The sequence below is a fragment of the Ectobacillus polymachus genome (genome assembly GCF_048159605.1).
GTDB classification, from domain to species: Bacteria; Bacillota; Bacilli; order Bacillales; family Bacillaceae_G; genus Ectobacillus; species Ectobacillus polymachus.
On the sequence record NZ_JBLREB010000001.1, the window covers coordinates 474,937 to 500,740 of the forward strand.

At 38.8% G+C, this 25,804-nt stretch carries 25 protein-coding genes and 1 riboswitch; of the genes, 15 read left to right on the top strand and 10 right to left on the bottom strand.

Annotated features, from left to right (window positions below; translation table 11 throughout):
• The first annotated feature begins 41 nt into the window (after positions 1 to 41).
• Entirely contained in the window at positions 42 to 1,121 is a 1,080-nt protein-coding gene (locus ACM5BR_RS02360) for an NAD(P)H-dependent flavin oxidoreductase (protein WP_416825582.1), read from the top strand.
• A 352-nt stretch (positions 1,122 to 1,473) separates the two neighbouring features.
• Here ACM5BR_RS02360 and dltD read toward each other — a convergent pair whose 3' ends face one another.
• From dltD to ACM5BR_RS02385, 5 genes are all read right to left on the bottom strand, one after another.
• Complete coding sequence (dltD, locus tag ACM5BR_RS02365) at positions 1,474 to 2,649, bottom strand: D-alanyl-lipoteichoic acid biosynthesis protein DltD (RefSeq protein ID WP_416825583.1); 1,176 nt, start codon at positions 2,647 to 2,649, stop codon at positions 1,474 to 1,476.
• Positions 2,646 to 2,885: a D-alanine--poly(phosphoribitol) ligase subunit 2 gene (gene dltC / locus ACM5BR_RS02370; protein WP_416825584.1), complete on the bottom strand. Its 240-nt coding sequence runs from the start codon at positions 2,883 to 2,885 to the stop codon at positions 2,646 to 2,648. The genes dltD and dltC overlap by 4 nt, the downstream gene beginning before the upstream one ends.
• Positions 2,886 to 2,951: 66 nt before the next feature.
• Complete coding sequence (gene dltB / locus ACM5BR_RS02375; protein WP_416825585.1) at positions 2,952 to 4,100, bottom strand: D-alanyl-lipoteichoic acid biosynthesis protein DltB; 1,149 nt, start codon at positions 4,098 to 4,100, stop codon at positions 2,952 to 2,954.
• On the bottom strand, positions 4,097 to 5,608 hold the full coding sequence (gene dltA / locus ACM5BR_RS02380) for a D-alanine--poly(phosphoribitol) ligase subunit DltA (RefSeq protein WP_416825586.1): 1,512 nt from the start codon (positions 5,606 to 5,608) through the stop codon (positions 4,097 to 4,099). Before dltA ends, dltB begins: the two co-directional genes overlap by 4 nt.
• A gap of 14 nt (positions 5,609 to 5,622) precedes the next feature.
• Complete coding sequence (locus ACM5BR_RS02385; RefSeq protein WP_416825587.1) at positions 5,623 to 5,769, bottom strand: teichoic acid D-Ala incorporation-associated protein DltX; 147 nt, start codon at positions 5,767 to 5,769, stop codon at positions 5,623 to 5,625.
• A 239-nt stretch (positions 5,770 to 6,008) separates the two neighbouring features.
• Between ACM5BR_RS02385 and ACM5BR_RS02390 the strand changes: the two genes are divergently transcribed.
• Positions 6,009 to 7,175: a M20 metallopeptidase family protein gene (locus ACM5BR_RS02390; protein ID WP_416825588.1), complete on the top strand. Its 1,167-nt coding sequence runs from the start codon at positions 6,009 to 6,011 to the stop codon at positions 7,173 to 7,175.
• A 153-nt stretch (positions 7,176 to 7,328) separates the two neighbouring features.
• On the opposite strand, the gene ACM5BR_RS02395 is transcribed toward ACM5BR_RS02390, so the two are convergent.
• The gene (locus ACM5BR_RS02395; protein ID WP_416825589.1) at positions 7,329 to 7,754 is read right to left on the bottom strand and encodes a GNAT family N-acetyltransferase; all 426 of its coding nucleotides are present in this window, start codon (positions 7,752 to 7,754) and stop codon (positions 7,329 to 7,331) included.
• A 158-nt stretch (positions 7,755 to 7,912) separates the two neighbouring features.
• Complete coding sequence (locus tag ACM5BR_RS02400; RefSeq protein WP_416825590.1) at positions 7,913 to 9,382, bottom strand: amino acid permease; 1,470 nt, start codon at positions 9,380 to 9,382, stop codon at positions 7,913 to 7,915.
• A 98-nt stretch (positions 9,383 to 9,480) separates the two neighbouring features.
• Positions 9,481 to 9,672, bottom strand: a riboswitch (Lysine riboswitch).
• Positions 9,673 to 9,976: 304 nt separating this feature from the next.
• Between ACM5BR_RS02400 and ACM5BR_RS02405 the strand changes: the two genes are divergently transcribed.
• The gene (locus ACM5BR_RS02405) at positions 9,977 to 11,548 is read left to right on the top strand and encodes a peptide chain release factor 3 (RefSeq protein ID WP_416825591.1); all 1,572 of its coding nucleotides are present in this window, start codon (positions 9,977 to 9,979) and stop codon (positions 11,546 to 11,548) included.
• A 51-nt stretch (positions 11,549 to 11,599) separates the two neighbouring features.
• Here the strand turns inward: ACM5BR_RS02405 and ACM5BR_RS02410 are convergent, their stop codons facing one another.
• Positions 11,600 to 11,770, bottom strand: coding sequence for a hypothetical protein (locus ACM5BR_RS02410; RefSeq protein WP_416825592.1), 171 nt, complete (start codon positions 11,768 to 11,770; stop codon positions 11,600 to 11,602).
• A gap of 281 nt (positions 11,771 to 12,051) precedes the next feature.
• On the opposite strand from ACM5BR_RS02410, the gene ACM5BR_RS02415 reads away from it, so the two are divergent.
• Positions 12,052 to 12,762 (top strand): VIT1/CCC1 transporter family protein, encoded by a 711-nt coding sequence (locus tag ACM5BR_RS02415; protein ID WP_416825593.1) that lies wholly within the window; start codon positions 12,052 to 12,054, stop codon positions 12,760 to 12,762.
• A gap of 190 nt (positions 12,763 to 12,952) precedes the next feature.
• On the top strand, positions 12,953 to 14,185 hold the full coding sequence (locus tag ACM5BR_RS02420) for a YeeE/YedE family protein (RefSeq protein ID WP_416825594.1): 1,233 nt from the start codon (positions 12,953 to 12,955) through the stop codon (positions 14,183 to 14,185).
• 54 nt (positions 14,186 to 14,239) lie between these two features.
• Here the strand turns inward: ACM5BR_RS02420 and ACM5BR_RS02425 are convergent, their stop codons facing one another.
• Entirely contained in the window at positions 14,240 to 14,806 is a 567-nt protein-coding gene (locus ACM5BR_RS02425) for a hypothetical protein (RefSeq protein WP_416825595.1), read from the bottom strand.
• A gap of 417 nt (positions 14,807 to 15,223) precedes the next feature.
• Between ACM5BR_RS02425 and ACM5BR_RS02430 the strand changes: the two genes are divergently transcribed.
• The 9 genes from ACM5BR_RS02430 (at position 15,224) to ACM5BR_RS02470 (ending at position 23,298) form a co-directional block, all read left to right on the top strand.
• Positions 15,224 to 16,693: an efflux RND transporter periplasmic adaptor subunit gene (locus ACM5BR_RS02430; protein ID WP_416825596.1), complete on the top strand. Its 1,470-nt coding sequence runs from the start codon at positions 15,224 to 15,226 to the stop codon at positions 16,691 to 16,693.
• Position 16,694: 1 nt separating this feature from the next.
• The gene (locus tag ACM5BR_RS02435) at positions 16,695 to 17,420 is read left to right on the top strand and encodes an ABC transporter ATP-binding protein (protein WP_416825597.1); all 726 of its coding nucleotides are present in this window, start codon (positions 16,695 to 16,697) and stop codon (positions 17,418 to 17,420) included.
• Complete coding sequence (locus tag ACM5BR_RS02440; RefSeq protein WP_416825598.1) at positions 17,417 to 18,634, top strand: ABC transporter permease; 1,218 nt, start codon at positions 17,417 to 17,419, stop codon at positions 18,632 to 18,634. Before ACM5BR_RS02435 ends, ACM5BR_RS02440 begins: the two co-directional genes overlap by 4 nt.
• Before the next feature lie 190 nt (positions 18,635 to 18,824).
• Positions 18,825 to 19,421, top strand: a complete 597-nt coding sequence (locus ACM5BR_RS02445) for a hydrolase (protein ID WP_416825599.1) — start codon at positions 18,825 to 18,827, stop codon at positions 19,419 to 19,421.
• A 196-nt stretch (positions 19,422 to 19,617) separates the two neighbouring features.
• Positions 19,618 to 20,337 carry a YwaF family protein gene (locus tag ACM5BR_RS02450; protein ID WP_416825600.1) on the top strand — a complete coding sequence of 240 codons (720 nt, stop codon included), beginning with the start codon at positions 19,618 to 19,620 and terminating at the stop codon, positions 20,335 to 20,337.
• 158 nt (positions 20,338 to 20,495) lie between these two features.
• On the top strand, positions 20,496 to 20,639 hold the full coding sequence (locus ACM5BR_RS02455) for a hypothetical protein (protein ID WP_416825601.1): 144 nt from the start codon (positions 20,496 to 20,498) through the stop codon (positions 20,637 to 20,639).
• A gap of 197 nt (positions 20,640 to 20,836) precedes the next feature.
• Complete coding sequence (locus ACM5BR_RS02460; RefSeq protein WP_416825602.1) at positions 20,837 to 21,562, top strand: ABC transporter ATP-binding protein; 726 nt, start codon at positions 20,837 to 20,839, stop codon at positions 21,560 to 21,562.
• Positions 21,559 to 22,611, top strand: coding sequence for an ABC transporter permease (locus ACM5BR_RS02465; protein ID WP_416825603.1), 1,053 nt, complete (start codon positions 21,559 to 21,561; stop codon positions 22,609 to 22,611). Before ACM5BR_RS02460 ends, ACM5BR_RS02465 begins: the two co-directional genes overlap by 4 nt.
• Positions 22,612 to 22,647: 36 nt before the next feature.
• Positions 22,648 to 23,298 (top strand): TetR/AcrR family transcriptional regulator, encoded by a 651-nt coding sequence (locus ACM5BR_RS02470; protein ID WP_416825604.1) that lies wholly within the window; start codon positions 22,648 to 22,650, stop codon positions 23,296 to 23,298.
• Between the two features lie 110 nt (positions 23,299 to 23,408).
• Here ACM5BR_RS02470 and ACM5BR_RS02475 read toward each other — a convergent pair whose 3' ends face one another.
• On the bottom strand, positions 23,409 to 23,687 hold the full coding sequence (locus ACM5BR_RS02475) for a gamma-type small acid-soluble spore protein (RefSeq protein WP_416825605.1): 279 nt from the start codon (positions 23,685 to 23,687) through the stop codon (positions 23,409 to 23,411).
• Positions 23,688 to 23,915: 228 nt separating this feature from the next.
• Here ACM5BR_RS02475 and shc point away from each other — a divergent pair, with 228 nt between their 5' ends.
• The gene (gene shc, locus ACM5BR_RS02480; protein WP_416825607.1) at positions 23,916 to 25,796 is read left to right on the top strand and encodes a squalene--hopene cyclase; all 1,881 of its coding nucleotides are present in this window, start codon (positions 23,916 to 23,918) and stop codon (positions 25,794 to 25,796) included.
• Positions 25,797 to 25,804 lie beyond the last annotated feature (8 nt).

The window sequence follows — 25,804 nt, forward strand, 5'->3', positions numbered from 1 at the left end:
TAATAGAAGTTATGTACAGATAGAAAAAAGGAGGACTATTTATGGAACAAACTAAGCTTATGAATATGCTCGGTATAAAGTATCCGATTATTCAAGCAGGAATGGCTGGGTCGGTAACAACAGCTGAGCTTGTAGCAGCCGTTTCAGAGGCAGGAGGTCTCGGAACACTAGGTGCTGGATATATGAAACCTGAAGTCATTCGTTCTACGATTGCAAAAATACGTGAACTGACTGCAAAGCCTTTTGCTGTAAATTTGCTAATTGCAAGAAGAAGATTAATAGATGATCAAATGATTCAAAATGGAAAGCGTATGATTCGTCCTATGGAAGAACAATTAGGTTTACAAGAACATAGAACAGCCATTCCAGAAGAGGATTATCATGAGAAGCTAGCGGTGTTAATCGAAGAAAAGGTTCCTATCGTTAGCTTTGCCTTTGATATACCGGATGTGCAGGAGATACAAGAGCTAAAGAAGCATGGAACCATTATAATAGGCACGGCAACAAATGTGCGAGAAGCGAAGGTACTTGCCAATATTGGTGTTGATGCCATCGTTGGGCAAGGCAGTGAAGCTGGTGGGCACCGTGGCACATTTCTTGGAACTGAGCCTCATTCGCTAATTGGAACAATGGCACTGATTCCTCAGCTCATTGCAGCAGTTCCTACCATACCGATTATCGCTGCTGGTGGCATAATGGATGGAAGAGGTCTTATTGCAGCAGTGGCATTAGGAGCAGAGGGGGTTCAAATGGGGACTGCTTTCTTAACTTGTAAAGAAAGCGGGGCGCATCCTGTTCATAAGCAAGCTGTCTTACATAGTAATGATCAGAGTACGGTCGTAACGAGAGTATTTTCAGGTCGCTATGCTCGCGGAATTGAGAACGCATTTATAAAGCAGATGAAAGGTAGCGAACAGGATTTGCCTCCATATCCGATTCAAAATTCTCTTACGTCATCACTTCGTAGTGCTGCGGCCACGCAAGGAAATGCGGATTATATGGCACTTTGGGCAGGACAGGCTTCATCGTTAGCTCGTGAGCTAACAGCAGCTGACTTAGTTGAGAAAACGATGGAGCAAGCAAAAAAACGAGTTGCAGAGCTGCATCAATTTAGATTGTAAGGAATGCTAGATTAGTAAATCTTCTATGTAAAAAGGGACCGTCTAAAAAGTCCCTAAAATAAAAGTGCCAACGAAAAACAAATTGTTTTTCGTTGGCACTTTTTCATTTTTCAATAGATTGTGGGCCATTGCCACGATGCCGAACTCCATTCTTACTTTATCTAAGCTGCGAAGTTGGACCACGGAGGTTTTATCGACGAAATCAATATATTTATCAACGAAAAACATCGTTTATCGACGAAAATTAAAATATATCGACGAAAAGAAGACTTTTATCAACGAATTTCCTTGATTTATCGATTATTCGCAAAATCCGACACGTTTTGCCCATCGGCCTGAAGGAATCCTCCGTTTACTTTCCATCATAAAACTGTTTTATCGCTTCATCAATGTAAATCCAGCCTTTCCAGCCGACATGAATGGTATCTTTCATGAAATATTTATCATATTCATGGTCAGAGAAATCAGCCACGGTAAAGCCGGATTGTTCGATTTGATTTGTTACTTTTTTGTAGTAGGATTGCCGTCGTTCCTGTGGGAACCCTGCATAGTCATACCACGGCCCGTTTACAGGAACAGAGATAAAGAGTGCTTGTGCGTGTTTTTGCTTTAATAAATCTAGTACCATTTGCAAGTCATTGTATTCTGGTGATACATCGTACGATTCATTTGCTCGGTAGCCCTTTAATGCAGCTAGCTTTTGGGAAATTTTATCGTTATAGTAACTATCGTCTATACCGTATGTATTAGATTTTGAGTCGTTTTTTCCAGTTTGATCAGCGCGATGCTCGAGTTGATCCCATGTTAGATTTTTCAAATGTGGATCTGTATTGGGCTTACGTCCGTACACAGTTACGAGGGAAAGAATAAAATCCTTTCGCTGTAGAATGCTTCGGTACATGTATGCCAGTGGTTTAGCAGCCTGTGCTTTCCATGTGTGTGCAGAGTCTGTATATACAATTCCATCAAGCATTGTTGTGAGCAGCTTATCCTTTTTCACTACATCAAAGGTTAGGAGCCTTTCGGCAGCCTGCTTCTTAAGTGCGGGATCAATCGTTTGATTAAAGAGAAAGTCATATGCCTGGATTGATGAAAAATTAGGTGCGAAATGCTCCTCGTTTAATCCTTCTGCCACAAACCATTGCGGAGAAAGAACAAAGACGATTTTTTTTCCTTCTAATTGATCTGCGTTTGCAGCCAGGCTTAGGAAATGAGTTAGTGATTGCGTACCGCCTCGACCAATGAGAAATGGCGTAAACCCGTCAGGATTTACGCGAAAGTAGTTAGATGGATGGTATACATCTAACCGAGATAGCTCTGATGAGCCATACATTGGAAGGTATTTCGGATCCTCTAGCATTTTCTTCTGTAAATCAATTCCTTGAAATACGTTTGGATTTAAGGAAGTAGCTGCATCTTCCAACTTTTTATCGTTCAAAAGAGAAAGCAAAAACGAATTGGGAAGAAACAACAGGATACAAAAGATTAGGAATGCTAGAAGGATCGGTCCAAACTTGGGAGTTTTCATTGCATGTCCGCCAATTTTTTAATGATCAAGTTTGGTGTAGCCCATTCTTCGCGGTCGAAATCAGAAATGGATACTTCAATGCCTAAACGTTCTTGAATTTCTACTAATAAAGTAACGGTTCCAAATGAATCAAGAATGCCTTCTTCAAAAAGAAGAACATCTGGATTTTCTTTCACTATATCGTTTTCACACACTTCTTCTAGTAAGTCTAATACTTGTTCTGTTAATTCAGCCATGATTGTAATCTCCTTTTCCTTTTTTTTCATAACCTTATAGTACTCGCTTCTAGGCAAAACGCAACGTTAGATGATTTTGCCGGAGAAGATAAGAAATCCGAAACATACGAAGTGAAATGTAATGATAATTGCAATGATATGCGTTAGTTTATTTTTCGGCCAAAATTTATGCTTTTTGTTTTGCCGTTCAAATAGATCAAACAATATAAATAGAAGTGCGTGGTACAAACCATAAATGATATAATTCGTATGGAGTCCATGCCACATTCCCATGATAAAGAAATTCAAGAAAAATCCCATGTAGGAAACGATGTAGCGGTCTTTAATAAGCTTCTTTTTGGTCATAAGGAAAACAAAGCGCATATAAATATAGTCGCGGAACCAAAAGGATAGGCTCATGTGCCAGCGATTCCAGAAGTCCTTAATATTGCGGCTTATAAATGGTTTATTAAAGTTTTCGGGCGTCTTAATGCCCATAAAATAGCTAATCCCAATCGCAAAGGCACTATAACCGGCAAAATCAAAAAATAAATAGAAGCTATAGGCATACATATAAACGAGCACAGAAGAAAACGTATTGCGCATGATAAATTCTGTATGAAGCATATACTCATTAATCAAATAGCCGATGATGAACTTATACAGAAATCCTTGAAATATCCGATTAATCCCTATGTAAAGAAGTTCCTTGTATTCTTCTGCTGATGGTGTTTTTTCTATATCCTTTTGAAAGCGACGATAGCGATCAATTGGTCCAGATGTAATGGTTGGAAAGAAGAGTAGGAAACGAAGGAAGTCATAGAGTGACAGTTCTTTAATTTGCCCGTCTCTTATTTCAATAATAATTTGCACCGATTTAAATGTTAAATAAGAAATGCCAAGAAAGCCAATGGCATTTGACGGCTGTATAATCGGAATGATTTTCACAAGCAAAAGCGGTAGAATAGCCAAAAAGGTAGCAACATAAAATGTGCTCGCTTTATTGTTTTTCTTACGCAAAGGGAGATATCCCTTTGCAAGTAAGACTTGCCATAAAGTATAGCCGATGAGTGAAACGGCTTGCACCGGCTGATTAGCGAAAATAATAGCAAGTATGATAACAGTGACAACGGAGTTATATGTCCGCAGTGATTTTCCTCGTAGCCCAGCTATGATCGTAGGAGCAAGCAGGATCATTAGAATGAAAAAATAGGTAAACGTTGCATAAGGAATCATACTGTAACCTCACTCAACAATTTTTTTCGATCGACTTTTCCGTTTGCTGTCATCGGTATACTTTCACGATACTTAAATTTTCGCGGAATCATATAGCTCGGTAGAAAGGATGCAATTTCTTTTTTTATAGCAGAAGTGAGCTGATATTCCTTTTCAAACGAATGTTTTTTCGGAATCACTACTGCTAATAGGTGATCATATGATTCTCCTCTTTTAACAGGGACAACAACCGCTGCTTCTACATAGGAACTCGTTCGGAGCTGATGTTCAATTTCCTCTAGCTCCATACGGTAGCCGTGTAGCTTTATTTGAAAATCCAAGCGGCCATGGAAATAGAGAAGTCCATTTTGTATATGACCGGAATCGCCTGTCTTATAGGCACGTTGACCATTGATGATTGTAAAGGATTTGTTTGTTAAATCCGGGCTACCTAAATAGCCAATGCTTACGCTTGGACCATTTATAATGATTTCACCCTTTTCTCCTTCAGCTGCAACGGTTCCGTCTTCTTTGATAATTAGAATTCGACTGTCGGATTTACAGTAGCCGACAGGAAGAGAAGGATGTGTATGTAGAATATCTTCCGTCACTTCTACATGTGTAATGGCTACTGTCGCTTCGGTAGGACCGTATGTATTTATAACACGTGCGTTTGGAAACCGTTCCTTTAGTTTATTAGCTGTGTCAGTTGAAAGAACTTCTCCGCAAAACAGAAAGGTGCGTAAGTTTGGTAGCATATTTTCCGTAAATGAAGGCTCCATAAGACACATTTGTGCAAAGGAAGGTGTAGACGTCCAAACTTCTAGTTGGGACTTTGCAAGGAACGCAAATAAATCTTTAGGTTTGGCAATCATATCCTTGTCGATGGCCCACAATGTCCCCCCCGTTGTTAAGGCAGGAAATAAATCCATAACAGACAAATCAAATGAGAATGGTGCTTGATTTAAAAATATTTGGCCAGGCGTGATGGGAAAATCCTGCTGCATCCAACTCACAAAACTTTGCAAATTGCCAAGCGTAATTTGGACACCCTTCGGATTTCCTGTGCTGCCGGAAGTGTAAATAATATAGAAAGTATCCTTTTCCGTTACCGCCAATGTTGTATCTGCTGCTCTTCCCTTATAAGTAGAAAATATTTGCTGCAGCTCTTCCTTTTGAACGATAGGAATGGCTACATTTGGAATCGCAGTATCTGCTGCTGAAAGGAACAGCTTTGCACAAGAATTCGTAACAATACGATGAATACGATCAGCCGGTAGGCTGGTATCAACTGGAATGTATGCATGTCCTGCCTTTACGCAGGCAAGAAACATGATAATCATTTCTGGCTGCATATGTCCATATACTGCAATCGGTGCTTCACCTATCTGCTGCTGCGCTATCCAATATGCAAGTGCGTCAGATTGTTCTTTCAATTCTCCGTATGTTAGTTGTTGATCCCTCCATACGAACGCGTTACGGTTCGGCTCTGTAAGGGTCCATTGTTCTATTTGTTCTAACACATTCATATGCTTACCCCACTTTAAAACTCATTGTAAATAAATGTACTCGAAGTTGTATCTTTAAATCCATAAATCCCGAGAAGGGCTAGAAGAATGAATAAATAATAGAGGGTTTTCCATACCCATTGTGTCTGTGGTTTTACCCATATTTTTTGAATTACTTTCATGAGCTTCCTCCTACATAACATCCTGCTGCTATCACCATGTTCTATTTTTGATAGTATCACTGTACTAACAAAAAGAAAATCCTTTGCAATATGAAATAACCAGAGAATACGTTCATATTTTTGCGATTCCACCATATGGATATGGAGGGAAACGTTAAAAGAATCAGAAAATAGTATAGTACATTCTGCTTTAAATGTATATGCAAATGCTAAAATATAATAGGGAGAAGGGAAAGATCATGAATGATTTCCAAGGAAATAATATAAAGGAAAAAACAGTAAGTTGGAGAAGGCATCTGCACATGTATCCTGAGGTCTCTTTTCGTGAGCATAACACATCGCAATTTGTATATGAAACATTACAATCCTTTCCTCGCTTAGAGATTGTTCGTCCAACGGTGTCTAGTGTCATGGCAATTTTAAAAGGGAAGAAAGAGGGGAAAACGATTGCACTGCGTGCTGACATGGATGCACTACCGCTTCAAGAGGAAAACGACGTTAGTTATGCTTCAAAGATACCAGGAGTTATGCATGCATGCGGCCACGATGCACATACTGCTATCTTGTTAGGGGCAGCCGATGTACTTTCGCAGCAAGCAGATTCTTTGGCGGGAGAAGTTCGTTTTCTATTTCAGCATGCAGAGGAGCAATACCCAGGCGGGGCTGAAGAATTGGTACAAAAGGGGGTTATGGATGAGGTAGATGCAGTAGTTGGTCTGCATATGATGTCCGGCTTGTCAACCGGGAAGATTGGCATTACCTACGGACCTATGATGGCAGCGCCAGATGTGTTTGATATTATAATAGAAGGAAGCGGAGGACATGCAGCTCATCCGAAGGTGTGTATTGACCCCATTGCTATTGGTGCACAGATTGTCACGAACTTGCAGCACATTATTTCAAGGGGAAACGATGCCTTCGACCAACGCGTTCTTTCGGTAACGCAATTTCATGCCGGTACAGCTGACAATATTATACCAGAACGCGCACATATTATGGGTACAGTCCGTTCGTTTAAGGAAGAGCTTCGCAAGGATGCGGATACTCGAATTCGGCAAATCACAAAGGGCATAGTAGATGCGCATGGTGCAACATTTTCTTATTCCTATCGGTACGGCTATCGACCTGTCATTAATGATCCAGAGATTACAGGACTGATCGAACAATGTGCAAGTGAGCTGCTAGGCAATGAGAAAGTGATTATGCTCCAGCCATCGATGGGTGGAGAAGATTTCTCCGCCTATTTGCAAAAGGCAAAAGGCTGCTTCTTCAAACTTGGTTCTGGAAGTACACCAGAAACCTCTTATCCTCATCATCATCCTCGCTTTGATATTGATGAAGAATCTCTATCTATCGGTGTACGTATGTTCGTTCATATTGTGCATCGTTTTCTTTCAGCCGATTAATAAAAAGAGCAGCTGTTTATAAAACAGCTGCTTCAAGATTCGGACTGAAGAGGGGTTGAAAGAACTATGTCCACTATAAGTATATGCAAGCCGAGTAAGAAAGCTTGTACCTTTTACTTATTTTTAAAAAAGAGATTAAAATCGTTTCTCGTATTATAGAAGCTCCTTCACCATAATTACGTGAGGGATGCCGTCTTCCATAAATGGTTCTGTAATCGTATGATAGCCAAGTTTTTTGTAGAAATGTTCTGCTTGTGTTTGGCCATGCAGCATCGCTTTTGTCATTCCTTTTTCTTTTCCGAGATCTTCCATTGTTGTGACAATCAGCTTACCTACACCGTACTTACGATAGGAGGCTAATACACAAATTCTCTCAAGCTTCGCTACGTTATCAACGATGCGTAATCTACCTGCACCAACAGGCTCTTCGTTATTGTAAATGACAATATGATTTGCAACGTCTTCGTATTGATCAAATTCATCTTGTATTGGAATACCTTGTTCTTCTACAAAAACAGTTTTTCGAATGAAAAACGCATCATTACGTTCTAGTTCTGTCGTCACATATTTTGCTTTCAAAATTGATCCTTCCTTTCTAAAACAATGAAATCCGATATGAGGTAATATTCAGATTATAATATCGAATGGAAAGAGTATCAAACTTTTGAGAGGGCAATATTTATATGGAAATATAGAAGAGGGGTACTCATAAATTTTGAGTACCCCTTTTTAACTTCCTATTCTTCAACGAATTCACAGTCTTGAAGTGGAACGATCTTTGTCTTTTTCGCTGCTTTATACCAAAGCCAAACAATCAGAAATAGCGGTAAGCCGATGTAGGAAACAATCATGCTGTTCCAATCGATTTTTCCATCTGAAATAGCTGAGAAGCCTTGACCGATAATAACAATGGAACAAAGGATAAAAGCAAATATAGGTCCAAATGGGAACCATTTTGCACGGTAAGGTAGTTTGCTTATATCTCGTCCTTGAGCAACATAAGCCTTACGGAATCGATAGTGGCTAATCGCAATACCAAGCCATGCGATAAAGCCTGACATACCAGATGCATTTAATAGCCATGTGTATACGACACCATCACCAAACAAAGAAGCAAGAAATGCTATGGCACCAACGGATGCTGTTATTAGTAGAGCATTCACAGGAACGCCGCGTGAATCAAGCTTTGCTAAAAACTTCGGAGCTTTTCCATCACGAGCTAAATCCCAAAGCATACGAGTGGAAGCATACATACCGGAGTTTCCAGCTGATAGAACGGCAGTTAATATAACTGCATTCATAACAGATGCAGCAAATGCAATCCCTGCGCGACTAAACACAAGCGTAAATGGGCTGACAGTAACGTCGCTATTTGCTAAATCCGGGTTTGTATACGGAATAAGTAAACTAATAACAAAAATGGCTAGCACGTAAAAGAGAAGAATTCGCCAAAACACACTTTTGATAGCACGTGGAATGGCCACTCTTGGATTTTCTGTTTCTCCTGCTGCAACACCGAGAAGCTCTGTTCCTTGGAAGGAGAAACCAGCAGCCATAAAAACACCAAGTGTTGACATAAATCCGCCGTGGAACGGAGCATCGCCAATCGTAAAGTTTTGAAATCCAACTGCATTGCCGCCAATAATTCCAAAAATCATAGCAGTACCAACTATTAAAAAGATAATAACGGTTACGACTTTAATAATTGAAAACCAATATTCGGCTTCACCGAACCCTCTTACAGCTAAGTAATTTAATAGAAACATAATAACTAAGAAAAGTGCACTCCATAATAGGGACGATGTATGAGGAAACCAATATTTCATAATCATTGTTACAGCTGATAATTCTGCTGCAATCGTAATGGCCCAGTTATACCAATAATTCCAGCCGAGTGCAAACCCAAGAGAAGGATCTATAAATCTCGTTGCATACGTACTAAACGAACCGGCTACTGGCATATAGGTTGCCATTTCTGCAAGGCTTGTCATGAGGAAGTATACCATTATTCCAACAGCGATATAGGACACAAGAGCTCCGCCTGGTCCTGCATTATGAATTGAATTCCCACTGGCAAGGAATAATCCTGTTCCAATGGTTCCGCCGAGTGAAATCATCGTTAAATGACGTGATTTCAAACCTCTATGCAATTCATTTTGACTTGATGTAGTTTCATGTGATGAAACGGTCCTTGCTGTACTTTCCATAACTAAACACTCCTATTTTTATAGTTTGGAAGGAGTGGGGAATAAAAAAAGCCGTCGAAAGGATTCGACGACGTTATATACTACCCGCATCATGCCTTCCGTAAGATAGCACATCACATTTGCCGGTTTTTGCAAATGTGACAGTCCTGTTCCTATTCGAAAACAGTCCCAGCTCATGCTTCCAGAGTGGAGCACAAACTTCGGCAGCTTTTCCTTTCTGTACGGAGTCAGGCGATATTCTCTGTATCTCGTCCGTCATACTCTTAAAAGCCGCAACCTCTACCTCATCGGATTGATGAGGATTTTGTAATTATTAAATTGAAAAGACGAGATTATTATAGAAGATATATTGCAAAAGTACAAGTGTTTTTTCTCAAGGAACTAGTTGCAGGGAAGAAAATCGTAAAGAAATCAAAAATTAAGATAGGAAATGCATAGGAATTGTAAGTTAAACTTTAACTACGGGACAGGATTTGATATGATAAGAAGTGCTGAGTAGAAAGAGAAGACTCGTATAAGTCTCGTATTGACTACGATAATCACTACTGTGCATCGTTAGTTTTTTATATATATTTTTCGGAAAGGAATGCAGTTATGATTAGTGAGCAAATGAACAAGGAAATTGCGTCACGTCGGACGTTTGCAATCATTTCCCACCCGGATGCTGGGAAAACGACATTGACAGAAAAGCTATTGCTTCTAGGCGGTACGATTCGTGCAGCAGGAACAGTAAAAGCAAAAAAAACAGGAAAATATGCGAAATCAGACTGGATGGAAATTGAAAAGCAACGTGGAATTTCCGTTACATCGAGTGTGATGCAAATCCTCTATAATGACCATCGAATTAATATCTTGGACACACCGGGTCACCAAGATTTCAGTGAAGACACGTACCGAACGTTAACTGCTGTAGACAGTGCAGTCATGGTTATTGATGGAACGAAGGGGATTGAAGCACAAACAATCAAGCTTTTTAAAGTATGTCGGATGCGTGGGATTCCGATCCTTACCTTTATAAACAAATTGGACCGTGAGGGAAAAGAACCGCTTGAGCTTCTTGCTGAAATTGAAGAAGTGCTCGGAATTCAATCCTACCCAGTTACGTGGCCAATTGGCATGGGTAAACGATTCCAAGGTACATATGATCGCTTCGAGAAGCAAATAGAAGTGTTCCGTGGCAGCAAGGATTCGTTTTTTACTGATTTTGACGGCGAACATATTACGGATGAAGTAAAACAACATATTGACTCTTCCTACCTTGAGACATTAACTGAAGAGCTTGCTTTGTTAGACGAAGCTGGGAATGATTTTTCGGTTGAAAAGGTTAAAAACGGAACGCTGACTCCGGTATTTTTCGGAAGTGCGATCGCAAACTTTGGTGTGCAATCGTTCTTAGATGCATTTATCGAGCTAACGTCATCACCGCAGCCGCGAAATTCTTCAGCGGGAAAAATTGATCTGGATTATCCACATTTTTCAGGGTTTGTATTTAAAATTCAAGCGAATATGAATCCTGCCCATCGCGATCGTATTGCATTTGTTCGCGTGTGCTCGGGTAAATTCGAACGCGGGATGACGGTTACGCTTGCTCGTACAGGGAAGAAGCTGAAGCTTGGGCAATCTCAGCAATTTCTTGCCTCTGACCGGGAAACAGTTGAAGAAGCATATCCGGGAGATATTATCGGGTTGTATGATTCCGGGACGTACCAAATCGGCGACACGATTTTAGATGGTGGCGATGTATTTCAATATGATGCGCTGCCAAAGTTCCCACCAGAATTATTTATGAAAGTAACAGCTAAAAATGCCCTCAAGCATAAGCAATTCGATAAAGGGATGACCCAGCTTGTACAAGAAGGGGCTGTACAGCTGTATCGTACGCCATTTTTTGGAGATTATATTTTAGGAGCAGTTGGGGAACTACAATTCCAAGTTTTCGAATATCGTATGAAGAATGAATATCATGTTGATATTGAATTTGTTCCTATGAAGCATAGTATTGCGATGTGGACGAAGAAAGAGGAATTGCAAGATAACATGTTTGACTCGCGTATTATGCAGGTTGAGGATCGTGAAGGAAATCCGGTCATTCTATTTGAAAATGATTTTGTATTTCGTATGTTTAAGGAAAAGCATCCGAATATGACATTGGAGAGCAGCATGTAAGGCTAAATAGTAGAAGACAGGCACAACTAGGGATGTGCTTGTCTTTTTTCATTATTTCTCGGTTTTTCCTATCCAGTAGCTTGCAGTAACTAGGGAGAGGGTTCCTAATAAAAATCCAAAGGTTGGGGCATAGAGGAAGATTGTTTTTAACGCATAAGAACCTGCAAAGCATACAGTAGAAAGAGATAAAAATAAAATGCCTGTTTTTCGATCCTTGGACATAAGTGTATCCTCCTTTAGTTGTAATTACTGGAAATATTATTGTTTTAATTATAACAGAGCATTTAGAGTAAAAAAGATTTTTCTTTATTGAAGATTCTTTTACCGTATGTGCCTGTTTCTGTAAATTGTGATATAATAATGATAATCAAATAATTTGAAACAGGCATGGTGCTATTACATTTGTAATAGCACCATGTGGCATTTTAAGGGTAACGATAAGGATTTTCATTATCGCTGCTTTAGAATATGCAGTTGATTTGAAATATAAGGGGAGAATTTCTATGTCAGAGAAAGAATTGAACAAGGATACGCATGAAGAACAGCACTTTTTAGCTCCCGAATTTATTCGAGATGTGGTAATTGGAATGGCGGATGGACTAACGGTTCCTTTTGCCCTTGCAGCTGGTTTATCAGGTAGTGTTTCTAACCCAAGCTTAGTCGTGATTGCAGGTGTAGCAGAAATTGCTGCAGGTTCTATAGCAATGGGACTTGGGGGATACCTTGCTGCTCGTACCGATGAAGAGCACTATGCCTCTGAGCTAGCTCGTGAACGAAAAGAAATAGTGGAATTACCTAATCGTGAACGAGAAGAGGTAGCAGATATATTACGTGAATGGCATCTTCCTGAACCGACAGTCAAGGAGGCTGTTGATGCCATTAGTCAGGATGATGAAAAATGGGTAGATTTTATGATGAAATACGAGCTTGGACTTGAAAAGCCTGAGCCGAAGCGAGCGCGAAATAGCTCCTTAACCATTGGTTTATCGTACATTGTAGGTGGCTTTGTTCCTTTGCTCCCTTATATGTTTATTCAACAGTCGCAGTCTGCACTTATCGTTTCTGTTATTATGACACTCATTGCACTGTTTATCTTTGGATTTGTGAAGGGAAGATATACTGGGTCTAAGCCTATTAAAAGTGCTTGGCAAACAACTTTAGTGGGTGGAGTAGCTGCAGGTATTGCGTTTGTGATTGCAAAATTAATTTCATAACGTATCATTACTGGAGTACATCCTACCAAGATAGTAAACAAAAAAGGGTATCTCTAAAACGAAAGAGTACCCTTTTTTGTTTGCACACAAGAAATAATAAATTATTTAAATAAAACCTATTGGTAACGTTGGATATAAATGAATAATATGCTATAATGCTACTATTCTTTTAGTAAAGGAGGAGATGTATATGTCAAATTCAGCAAATGCTTCGCAAACAATTCCAAGTAAATCAAGTGGTATAGTTCCAAAAAGTAATCAAGCCATTATTTTCATTACTGTTACTCTATTTGTTATTGGAGCTATTTGGTTAGGTAATGCATTTTCAAGTAAACAGTCTGCGTTGTATGTGCTCGGAGGGTTTTTAGGATTGGCGTTATATCATGCACATTATGGCTTTACAAGTTCATTTCGCTACTTTTTAAGCGATAAAAAAGGTGTAGGGATACGTGCACAAATGATCCTATTTGTTATTACGAATCTATTATTTTTACCATTTTTACTTAAGGGAACGATGTTTGGTCATCCTATCGCAGCATCCGTATCACCAGTAGGGGTGTCTCTTCTATTTGGCGCTTTTCTATTTGGAATCGGGATGCAGATGGGAGACGGCTGTGCCTCCGGTACGCTTTATCATCTTGGCGGCGGCGATGCACGTTCGGTTATTACCCTCGTTGGTTTTATCATCGGGTCGGTTATTGGTAGTGCCCATTTTACATGGTGGGCTAACTTACCGCATCTTCAGCCTATTTCCTTCATTCAATCGTTTGGTACGGTAGGTGGACTCGCACTTAATTTATTGATCATTGCCATTGTTTTTCTCATTACCATTCTCGTAGAGCGTCGCCGTTATGGCAAACTTGAAACAGTATTTGGCAATGAACCGTTCTCGTTTAATACGCTTCTTCATGGTCCATGGTCCTGGATGACAGGAACGATTGCACTAGCAATTGGAGGAATTGCCTTTCTTCTTATTGCTGGAAAACCATGGGGAATCACATCTGCATTTGCATTATGGGGTTCGAAGATAGCTGGAGCTATTGGAGTTCCTGTTGAAACTTGGGGATATTGGCAGAGTGTACCGAATGCAGCTGCTCTGCATGCGAGTGTCTTTCATGACGGTACAACCGTATCCGATATAGGTATTATGCTAGGGGCTTTATTAGCAGTAGCACTTTCTGGTAAAGCAATCCGTTTTAGTCTTCGTTCGTATCCATTTAAGATGTTAGTTGGTCTATTCATTGGCGGCATTTTAATGGGATACGGCGCTCGTCTTGCCTTTGGGTGTAATATTGGTGCCTATTTTTCAGGAGTTGCATCCTTTAGTTTACACGGATGGGTATGGATGGTCATGGCTATGTTAGGAAGCTTAATTGGGATCCAATTCCGTAATAGCTGCGGATTTAAACGTAAGAATTCTTAGCACACGAAAACACTCACAAAGTTTCGATATAAAATGGAGCTTTGTGAGTGTTTTTTAATTCTGTTCTTTAGGGGAAGCTTTAATAAGGTATAATCCTAATCGAATAAATCCTCCGCCTGTAATAATTGCACCAATTACGCTGAAGATATCTTCGGCACTTCCTGCAAGACTTGCTACAGCAAAAATAACCGTTCCTATAATGAGTAAATAGCCGCCATCTCGAGGAAGAGTTGTTCCACGGGCCACAGAAATACCGAATAGAATCATTCCAAGTACAAAAAGTAAGGGACCAAATGAATGAATAGCATGTGGAACATTCGCTGCAAAAACTGCGTCTATAGAAGCTCCCGAAATTCCTGCAATTTCTACTAGAACAATAGCGGTAACAAGGATGGTACCAATAATCCCCGTAAGCATACCAAACATTCCAAGAATACTATTTTCTTCACTTTGTGCCTCATAGAGTACGAAAAATGCAAAAACCATAAGCAAATGGGATGTTAATATCATCGTCTCTCCTAATATCGTACCAACACCAAGGTTTATAATATGACCGATAAGTAAAAGAGCCCCTAATAAAATTGAAATAGAACCGCCTACAAATCTAAATGTAGATGCCATGCGTACATGCCTCCTTCCAAATGCATTATTTTTAATGTCTGAATAAAAGCAGTAAAGTCTACGAAGTCCCAAAATCTATAAGAATACATAGTGATATTCCAATAAAAACATCTGTCTAGATCATCCTTAACATTAAAACTAATTATATTATTAAATTAACTAATTATATTAGTTTTTGTCAAGATGCAATCTATGTAATTCTTAAGCAAAACTTAAGAATTTATAGATAATATATACTTGAAATTTTAATTATTTTTTTATGACAAACTGGTTACTTGAAGGAGGGGATGCTGAACCAGATACCGGTTCACTGTTAAACCAAGTGGAAATGAAGAATGTAATCGGTAGATTACTAGGTGATATTTCCTGATACAAAAAAGTTTCATTAACTGCATAGCAGTGAATAGGAGGCCTCTCATGTCTGAATTAGCATTGCAAAATGAAATACCTTTAAAGCCTAAAAAAAGAAAACGAGTCTTAATCATTAGCATTGTGGCTGTTTTTGTAATTGGATTGGTATCATATTATGTATATTCAAAAACAAGTGCACAAAGTAACACGGGAGCGCGAGTTCAATATGTTACCGTTCAAAAGGGAGATGTAGCGGAAACGATTTCGGCTTCTGGAACCGTTGCGGCAGCACAGCAAGTATCCTTAAATGGAGACAGTGCTACTAAAGTGACTGCTATCAATGTAAAAGTAGGTGATCAAGTAAAGGCTGGACAGGTACTTGCAACATTGGACGATACGGATGCTAAGAGTAAGCTGGCAAACGACCAAGCAAATCTTACAGTTGCACAAGCGAAATTAAATACAGTAAATCAAGGTGCCACTAGTGATGATATTAATCAGCAGCAAATTAGTGTGAGTAAAGCGCAAATTACATTGAATGGTGCACAGCAGAAATTAAGTGATACACAAGCACAAGTTGATGCAAAAAAGATGACTCAAAGTGATCTCAATCAAGCAAATAATGCAGCACAGCAAGCACAGCAAGATTATAATTTGGCAGTAGCGAAATTGAATCAATTAAAGGAGCCACCAAAGACAGCTGATGTACAAACTGCAAAAGCAGCAGTTGACCAAGCTTCAACAGCGCTGCAGGCACAACAAGCGGCGTTAGATAAATTAACGATTAAAGCACCGATAGATGGCGTCATTGTACAAGTAAATGGTGCCGTAGGCGATACTTCCACGAATGGGAAGGCATTAATTGTGATGGACGACGCAAATACAAGTCAGCTTAAAATTACGGCACAAGTAAGTCAGAGTGATATTAGTAAGGTGCAAAATGATATGAAAGCAACGGTTACTACTAGTGCTGTTGATAGTAAAACATTTAATGCGAAGGTTACTACCATTGCGCCTGAGGCAACTACAACATCTGGTGTAACTACTTATGATGTTACTCTTTCCGTGGATAATACAGATAATCTACTCAAACCTGGTATGACCACAAATGTAACGATACAGGTTGGGGATCATCCAAATGCTCTGTACGTTCCGTCTATGGCTTTGAAAAGTAAAAATGGCAAAGATGGTGTGTATGTTCAAAATACAGATGGTTCGGCATCTTCGGATTCTTCTCAAACCGGTAACGGACAAAGCGGCGGCCATGGACAAAATATTCCATCCAATTTACGATTCCAAGCTGTAACGGTTGGATATTATGGTACGGATAAAGTTGAAATTACGTCTGGATTAAAAGAAGGAGACAAGGTAGCCATCATCTTAAGCAATCCGAATGCGAATTCCAATAAAACCAATGGAACAAACGGATTATCTGGATTTGGCGGAGGCAATAGCTCTGGTGGTAGAAGCAGCGGCGGTAGCGGTGGCTTCGGCGGCGGTGGTGCCGGCGGTGGCGGCAGCCGAGGAGGTAACTAATATGAAAACCGTCATTGAACTGAAAAATATTCAAAAAACGTATGAGCTAGGTGGACAAACGATTCATGCCTTGCATAATGTGAATTTCTCTGTGCAGGAGGGAGAATTTGTCGCCATAATGGGACCTTCCGGCTCAGGAAAATCAACGATGATGAATATTATTGGCTGCTTAGACCAACCGACATCAGGTGAATATTTCATCCAAGAGTTTCCCGTTTCAGACGTAGATGACGATGGCTTAGCATTTATCCGTAACCGAAAAATCGGATTTGTCTTTCAAAACTTCAATCTATTGCCTAGACAAAGTGCTCTTGCAAATGTTGAGCTTCCGATGATTTATTCCACGGTTCCTCAACATGAACGTAGAGATCGAGCTGAAAAGGCACTTAAAAGTGTTGGGCTAGGCAATCGTTTATTAAATAAGCCGAGTGAACTATCTGGAGGTCAGCAGCAACGTGTTTCTATCGCCCGCTCTTTAATTAATGATCCTGTCATTTTACTCGCAGACGAACCAACCGGTGCTCTTGATTCCAAAACGAGTATTGAAATTATGAGCATCTTCCAAGAGCTAAATGACGCAGGTAAAACGGTTATCATGGTTACTCATGAACGCGAAGTAGCAGAATATGCAAAACGCATCATACTATTTCGTGATGGGAAAATCGAGCGTGACGAACCGGTAACGAATCGACGAATTGGAAAGCGGGAAGCGGAGGTTTTACAATGAAATTTCTCGAAAGCATAAAAATCTCCTTAAACAGCTTACGAACCAATGTACTTCGTTCCATTTTAACGATGCTAGGTATTATAATTGGTGTTTCAGCAGTTATATCCATGGTTGCGATTGGAGAAGGAGCATCTGCAAACGTTGCTGCGCAGGTTAATAGTCTAGGAAGCAATTTGCTTATTATTACATCAGGACAAGCGCAGCAAGGAAATGTTCGATTAGGAGCTGGATCGTTGCAAAACTTGAGCATAGATGATGCGAAGGCATTAGAAGGTAAGGATGGCATTAGCGCAGTATCAGCTTTTGCAAGTAAACAAGGGCAAGTTGTCTATAAAAATCAAAGTTATTCGACTACAATTGAAGCTGGATCAGATTCGTATGCGGATATTCGAAACTTGACGATTCGTTCCGGACGATTCTTTTCCCGCTATGAAGTACAAGGAGAAGCAAATGTAGCCGTACTTGGTCCACAGGTCGTAGCCAATTTATTTGGCAATGAGAACGCGAATCCGATTGGACAAACGATTGAGATTAATAATTTGCCGGTTACTATAATTGGTGTTCTGCAGAGCCAAGGAAGCCAAGGATCAACAAATAACGATGATCGTATTATTGTTCCGATAACAACTGGTATGAATCGCTTATTTGATCAATCGAAAGTTCGCTCTATTTTCGTATCAGCAACTTCTGCTGATAAAATGGATACAGCACAGTTTCAAATCGAGCAAACCTTGCGTTCGCAGCATCATCTAACTCCAAAAAGTGATGATGATTTCCAAATCAGTTCACAAACGCAAATTTTAAGTACGGCGCAAGGAGTTACATCTGTAATGACAGCATTATTATCTGGTATTGCCGCTATTTCCCTTGTAGTTGGCGGAATTGGAGTCATGAACATCATGCTCGTTTCAGTAACGGAACGTACACGGGAAATCGGCATCCGAAAAGCAGTTGGGGCAACAAGAGGAGCCATCCTGCAGCAGTTTCTAATTGAAGCTGTAACACTTAGTGTATTAGGTGGACTTATTGGAATCGGGCTTGGAATCGGTGTAGCGGATTTACTTACGAAGGTAGGCAATATCGCAACGTCCATCACCCTTGCTCCTATTCTATATTCATTTGGAACGTCTATTCTCGTTGGAATCGTATTTGGAGTATATCCTGCAAGAAAAGCTTCTAAATTGAATCCAATCGAGGCGCTGCGTTATGAATAATAGGGGATATTAACAATAGATAGTAGTAAAAACGGGAATGACCTATATTGGAGTCATTCCTGTTTTTTTTATTGAGTAACAATATAGTTGTTTCATTCAACCATATCTTATGGTGAACTTTTTGGGCCTTGTGGTAAACTATGATACGGTTATGGTATTGCAAAAAGTAAAATGAATAGGAGAAAAGAAAATGAAAGATTTAAAATCACCAGAAAATGAATTAATAAAAGCAGAAAAAACAGCGCTTGTAGTGATAGATTTGCAAAATGGAATTGTAAACAGAGAACATTCCCCTTATACTGGTGCGCAGGTTGTTCAGAATGCGAGCAGATTAGTGAGTGCATTCACGGAGAAGGGCGCATTTGTAGTTCTTGTAAGAGTCTCATCTGTTGATGGAAAAGATATGTTAAAGCCAAATACAGATTTAAAAATCAACCCGGTACAATTACCAAAAGGCTGGGATCATTTCGTACCCGAATTAGAAAATATGAACAATGTTCATGAGATCACCAAACGACAATGGGGAGCATTCTATGGTACTGACCTTGACTTACAGTTACGTCGCCGTGGAATTGATACGATTGTACTATGTGGTATTTCGACTGGAATTGGTGTTGATACTACAGCTAGAGAAGCATATCAACATGGCTATAAGCAAATCTTCGTAGAAGATGCAATGACAGCTTCAACAAAAGAAGAGCATGATTATGTTTGTAAATACATCTTCCCTAGGATCGGTCAGATTCGGACAAGCAAACAAATGGTTGACCTTTTTGATAATAACTAAATCCATTATTCAGCAGATTACAGCCACAGAAGCCTACGAGATTCCCCTTTTTTATTAACTCTTTTTTTTATATGGTCAGTATTACAGCGTCAATACATAAGCAGATGATTTGTAATACGTAATAGAACTGAATAAAAGAATAGCGATATAAGCCAAAATAAGTGTATTAGGTAGGTTTCTAAAACGGGGTGAAATGATGCAGAACTACTTCCAAAAGGATTATGCTTATGGTCCTTTTCAAATGTTTTCAAAAGAACATCTTGTAACATTAGTAGTTATTGGTTTGCTTTGTGTAGGTGTATTCGCTTTACGTAACTTATTTCAAAGGAGCAAATGGAATCGTTTATTTTGTTACTCATTAGCCTTCCTATTAATTCTTGCGGAAATAGGTTATCATGTTTGGCTGTTTTATTTTCATATTTGGTCCCTTGGCTTATCTTTACCTCTTCATCTAAGCGACATTTCTATTTTCCTTGCGATTATTATGCTACTAACAAAAAATTTCCGTATTTTTGAATTTTTATATTTTGCCGGGATAGGCAGTTCCATACAAGCACTTCTAACGCCAGACCTAGGTATCTATTCCTTTCCGCATTTTCGCTATCTTGAATTTTTCGTTTCTCATGGCGGCGTTATTCTTGCCTGTATTTTTATGCTAGCGGTCGAGAAGTACAAACCGACATTTCTCTCTCTATGGATAAGCTTGCTTATTGTGAATTTGTACGCTGGATGTGTATTTTTAATTAATAAGGAAGTAAATGGAAATTATATGTATTTAATGAGAAAACCTGAGATTTCTTCTATTTTGAATTATCTCGGTCCGTGGCCATGGTATCTTTTGTCGGTAGAAGGAATCTTACTGATTAGTTTTTTGCTCCTATATAGTCCAATTTGGATCATTCGGAAAGTTAGATAGTTGCATACGTTTAATTTTCGTCTGAAGAAGGAAGTCATGCATAGTATGTATAAATACACCACTAATAAGTGGTGTATTTTTGTTGATAATTTGTAGGTTGTTACAATGCTAAAACATGCATTCGATTCAAGGGAATAAAAAAGAAAGGAGTGAAAATGTTGGAACAAAAACCTATCTATTTTGATGGAAGTATTAAGATTGACTTTAGTACAAATAATGAAATTACCGTAACAAAATCATTCGAGATTACGGATGAAATAAGAAGGAGAATGAGTGGGAATCCTTATGAGGTTAAGTATTAAATGACTAGTTTTTTAAATAGAACTGACGAACTATCAAAGGGCTCATTTCGAGCTCTCTTTTTCTTTTTTTCGCATATTATTTATGATTGGATTCGGTTTTACTTTTCGATAAATACTATTGTATCTTGACGCAAAATTCAGTGAATTATATAATTTATGTGAGTACTCACTCACAATTTTGAGGGGAGCGAATAGAAATGGATTCTTCAATTAAGATTGATCATGTTAGCAGACATTTTGGAAAAAAGATCATTTTAGAAAATATTGATATGGAAATCGAGAGAGGACAAATTTATGGATTAATCGGACCTTCAGGAGCAGGAAAAACTACAATAGTAAAACTAATTGTAGGAATGGACAAGGCAAATGCTGGTGAGATTTATGTAATGGGTAACAAAATGCCTAACCTTAAAGTTTTACAGGAAATCGGATATATGGCGCAATCGGATGCTTTGTATGCAACTTTAACAGCTGAAGAAAATTTGAAGTTTTTCGCTTCGCTTTTTAAACTAAATAAACAAGAACAGAAATCTCGGATTGCCTATGCATCAGGTGTTGTAAATCTTACGAATGAATTATCAAAAAAAGTATCTGCATATTCTGGGGGAATGAAACGCCGTTTATCTCTCGCGATTGCATTGATTCAGGATCCTGCTATTCTTATTTTAGATGAGCCTACAGTTGGAATTGATCCAGAATTAAGAAAAGCAATTTGGGAAGAGCTGAAACGTTTGAAAGAAGAAAAAGGAAAAACGATTATTATTACAACGCATGTTATGGATGAGGCTGACAAGTGCGACAATCTAGCCATGGTTCGTGAAGGGCGTATTATTACAAGTGGATCACCAGAGGAATTAAAGGCTTTATATAAGGTAAACAGTTTAGAGGAAGTATTCATGCAGGCTGGAGGTGTAAATCAATGAGAACAGTAGCCTTAATCAAACGAATCATTTTAGAAATGGTAAGGGATAAACGTACATTGGCTTTATTGTTTTTTGCCCCTTTGTTAGTTTTATCACTTATGTACTTTATTTTTAACAGTACCACCGCGAATCCAACATTAGGTGTATCAAATATTGATAATCATCTTGTCCAAACGTTGCAAAATGCCAACATTGATGTAAAGCAAGAAAGTACCGTAACCGCTGATACTGTTAAAAAAGAAGGCCTGGATGGAATCCTGCAAATGGAAGATGGCAAGTTCAAATTGACATTGAAAAATGATGATCCCTCCACTGCCAAAGCATTGCAGATGAAGATTACACAAGCTATAGCTTCTCAAGCACAAGCTGCCCAAAATGTGAATATGGTTCAAGCAAATATAAAACAACCAAGCATTGACACACACTATGTGTATGGAAGTAAAGATACTACATTCTTCGATGTATTAGGTCCTGCACTCATTGCATTCTTTGTATTTTTCTTTGTGTTTCTTATATCAGGAATTGGTTTGTTACGTGAACGTACGACAGGTACGTTAGAGCGTTTAATGGCTACGCCAATTCGCAGAATGGAAATTATATTTGGCTATTTAATCGGGTACGGAATATTTGCTGTTATTCAAACGATTATCGTTGTTCTATATGCAGTAAAGGTTCTTGATATTACATTGGTAGGTTCTGTATGGAATGTAATTTTAGTAAACCTGATTGTAGCTTTTGTAGCGTTATCATTAGGTATACTCTTATCTACCTTTGCATCTTCTGAATTTCAAATGATACAATTTATACCACTAGTTGTCATCCCACAAGTATTTTTTGCAGGAATTTTTCCGCTAAATGGAATGGCCGCTTGGTTGGTTTCGTTAGGAAAAGTGATGCCACTGTACTATGCTGCTGATGCTATAAAAGGAGTCATGTACAAAGGTGAAGGATTAGGTGATATAAGTAGGGATATAATGACACTTCTCCTATTCGTGGTTGTATTTATCACCTTAAATGTATTTGTCATGAAAAAATATCGAAAACAATGATCAAGGTCAAACCTTTATACGAAGGTGGTGAACGAAATGTCGGAAAATATTTTAGATAAAATCATTTCGCAGACAAAATTATCAAAGAAAACGACGGATAAGCAAAAGAAAATAGAAGAAACAGCTATTAAGATGTTTGCAGAAAAGGGCTATGCTAACACATCAACGAGTGAAATTGCAAAAGCATCAGGAGTTGCAGAGGGGACCATCTTTCGTCATTACGGAACGAAAGATAATCTATTACTTTCCGTATTACTTCCCTTTATAAAAGAGTTAATGCCAGCATTAATGCAAGAAGTAATAGATGAATTTTCACCAAAGAAATTTGATAGTTTTGAAATGTTTCTTAGAGAATTATTAAAAAATCGAATGAAATTTATAAAAGAAAACAGAGAAATTTTCAAAATATTAGTAAAAGAACTGTTGTATCGTGATGATCTACGTAAGGAATTTCTATCCTTTGTAAATAAGGATATCTTTCTGTTCATAGGGAATGTAGTTGATACATTCAAGGAACAAGGAGAGTTGAAAAAACTTCCTACATTAACCATTATGAGAATGCTCGGAACTTTTATAGGAGGATATTTCACATCACGATTTATCTTTCTTCCTGATGATTATATCGCTGAAGATGATGTTGAAATCGAGTACATGGTTGGATTTATTATGAATGGTTTGAAAGCGTAGTTTGGAATCTGTTTTTTAGATATGTAGAGTCTTTTTTTCATTTGTAAACAATAAGGGAGCTCTTCAAAGTATTGAAATACTTTGGAGAGCTCTTCTCTTTTAGAGGATTATTAAGGTTTCACGTTTTGACTTTTACGTGATTCTGCTTGTGCATTTTGTTGTTTTACTTCTTGTACATTTGTTGCTGTTTCAGGAGCAAACTCTGTAAGATAGGATTGAGATCCACTTTTTGCTTGTGCAGATTGAGCATTCTGTTGTTTTACTTCTTGCACATTTGTCTCTGATGCAAATTCAGTTGCATATGTTCCTTGTGCAGATTGAGCATTTTGCTTGCGTACTTGTTGTATATCAGTACCAGCAGATGTTTTGTTCATTTGATTTTGGTTCATTATTATCACCTCCACACAAATAATTTGTCCAGTAGGAGGGGAAATACATACGGTAAATAATTGTATTTTTACCACTAATAACTCCAGAGATTCTCCTGTTTGAAAACGCCGTTTTTACCAACAAATCTGAGTACATAAATAATTTCTATGCTATCTCCAATGTATTTTCATGGGGGTTAAAGAATATGTATAGGAAGGTATATTTTGATAAGGGGAGGATCGTAGCGCATGAAGGTGGAGTCTGAAATCGAGCGAATTGTGAATGTATTAAGTAATGATCAATCTCCGGATGGATCATGGCGCTATCCGTTTGAGACCGGTATTTCTACAGACAGTTATATGATCATCTTATTGCGAACATTGGAAATTAATGATGAAGAATTAATCAAGTCCTTAGTAGAAAGAATTAGCAGTAGACAGGAGCGCAGCGGATCATGGAAGCTATTTCGTGATGAGGAGGAGGGAAATGTATCTGCTACGATTGATGCATATTATGCTCTTCTTTATTCAGGATATCGAAATAAGCATGAAAAGGAAATGCAAATGGCAAGACAATTTATCCTATCTAAGGGCGGAATTACGAAGGCTCAAATGTTAACAAAAATGATATTAGCTATAACAGGGCAATACGCCTGGCCAAGTGATTTCTTTATCCCCATTGAAGTAATGCTCCTTCCGCGTTCATTTCCGGTCAACTTTTTTGATTTGTCTGTGTACACAAGATCGAACCTTGCTCCGATTTTGATTCTTGCCAACCATCGATTTAGCATGAAAACAATACATTCTCCGGATTTATCTGACCTGTTACAGGAGAGGAAGATGACCATTATTAAAGATTTAGATTTGAATGAAGAGGCCAGATGGCATTCATTTATAACAATGATTATGCAAGGGATTCAAACACTTCAAGGTATTCCCGAAGAGCTTCATGAAAACGCTGAAAGACGAGCAGAACAATATATGGTAGAGCGAATTGAGCCAGACGGAACGTTATACAGTTATTTTAGCTCAACTTTTCTAATGATATTTGCCTTACTAGCTCGGGGCTATTTGAAAAGTCATCCGGTTATTACCCGTGCAGTGCAGGGATTAAAGTCGATGGTTTCTCGAATTGACGGGAACCTTCATATCCAGTATACGACAGCAACCATTTGGAACACAGCTTTAATCAGTTATGTCTTGCAAGAAGCAGGCGTTCCTTCTTCATCAAAGGTCATTCAAAAATCGAATCAATATTTACTTTCTCGCCAACATAATAAATACGGTGACTGGGCGATTCATAATCCAAATATACAGCCAGGTGGTTGGGGATTTTCAAACATTAACACGATTAACCCTGACGTGGACGACTCAACTGCTGCACTAAGAGCGATTCGAACATTTGCAACAGAACAGACTCTTTATCAAAAATCATGGGACCTTGGAATCAAATGGGTTATTTCCATGCAAAACAGAGACGGTGGATGGCCTGCATTTGAAAAAAACGTTGACAAACAATTTCTTACATCGTTGCCTATTGAGGGCGGGGAAGACCTACTAATTGATCCTTCGACAGCTGATTTAACGGGAAGGACATTGCATTTTTTAGGAAGCAGCACACGATTGAACTTGCATCATCAAATGATCAAACGTGGAGTAGACTGGCTTCTGCACAATCAAAAAGAAGACGGTTCTTGGCATGGACGATGGGGAATATGTTATCTTTATGGGACTTGGGCAGCCGTAACAGGCATGTCCGCTATTGGAATGTCATCGGATCGTCCCGCCATGCAAAAGGCGGTGAAATGGCTATACGAAATCCAGAATGCGGATGGTGGATGGGGAGAATCCTGTAAAAGTGATTTAGAAAAAAAGTATGTACCATTAGGAGTGAGTACACGTACGCATACTGCATGGGCGCTAGATGCCTTACTTGCTGCCTCAATGAAAATTTCACCTGAAATCGAACGGGGTGTAAAGTTTTTAGTAGACAAAAAGCAGGAAGATTGGACGACTAACTATCCAAAAGGAAGGGGAGTAGCAGGAGCGTTCTATATCCATTATCATAGTTACGAGTATATTTGGCCGTTATTGGCATTAGCTCATTATAAACAGAAAATGAATGAATAAATTCATCG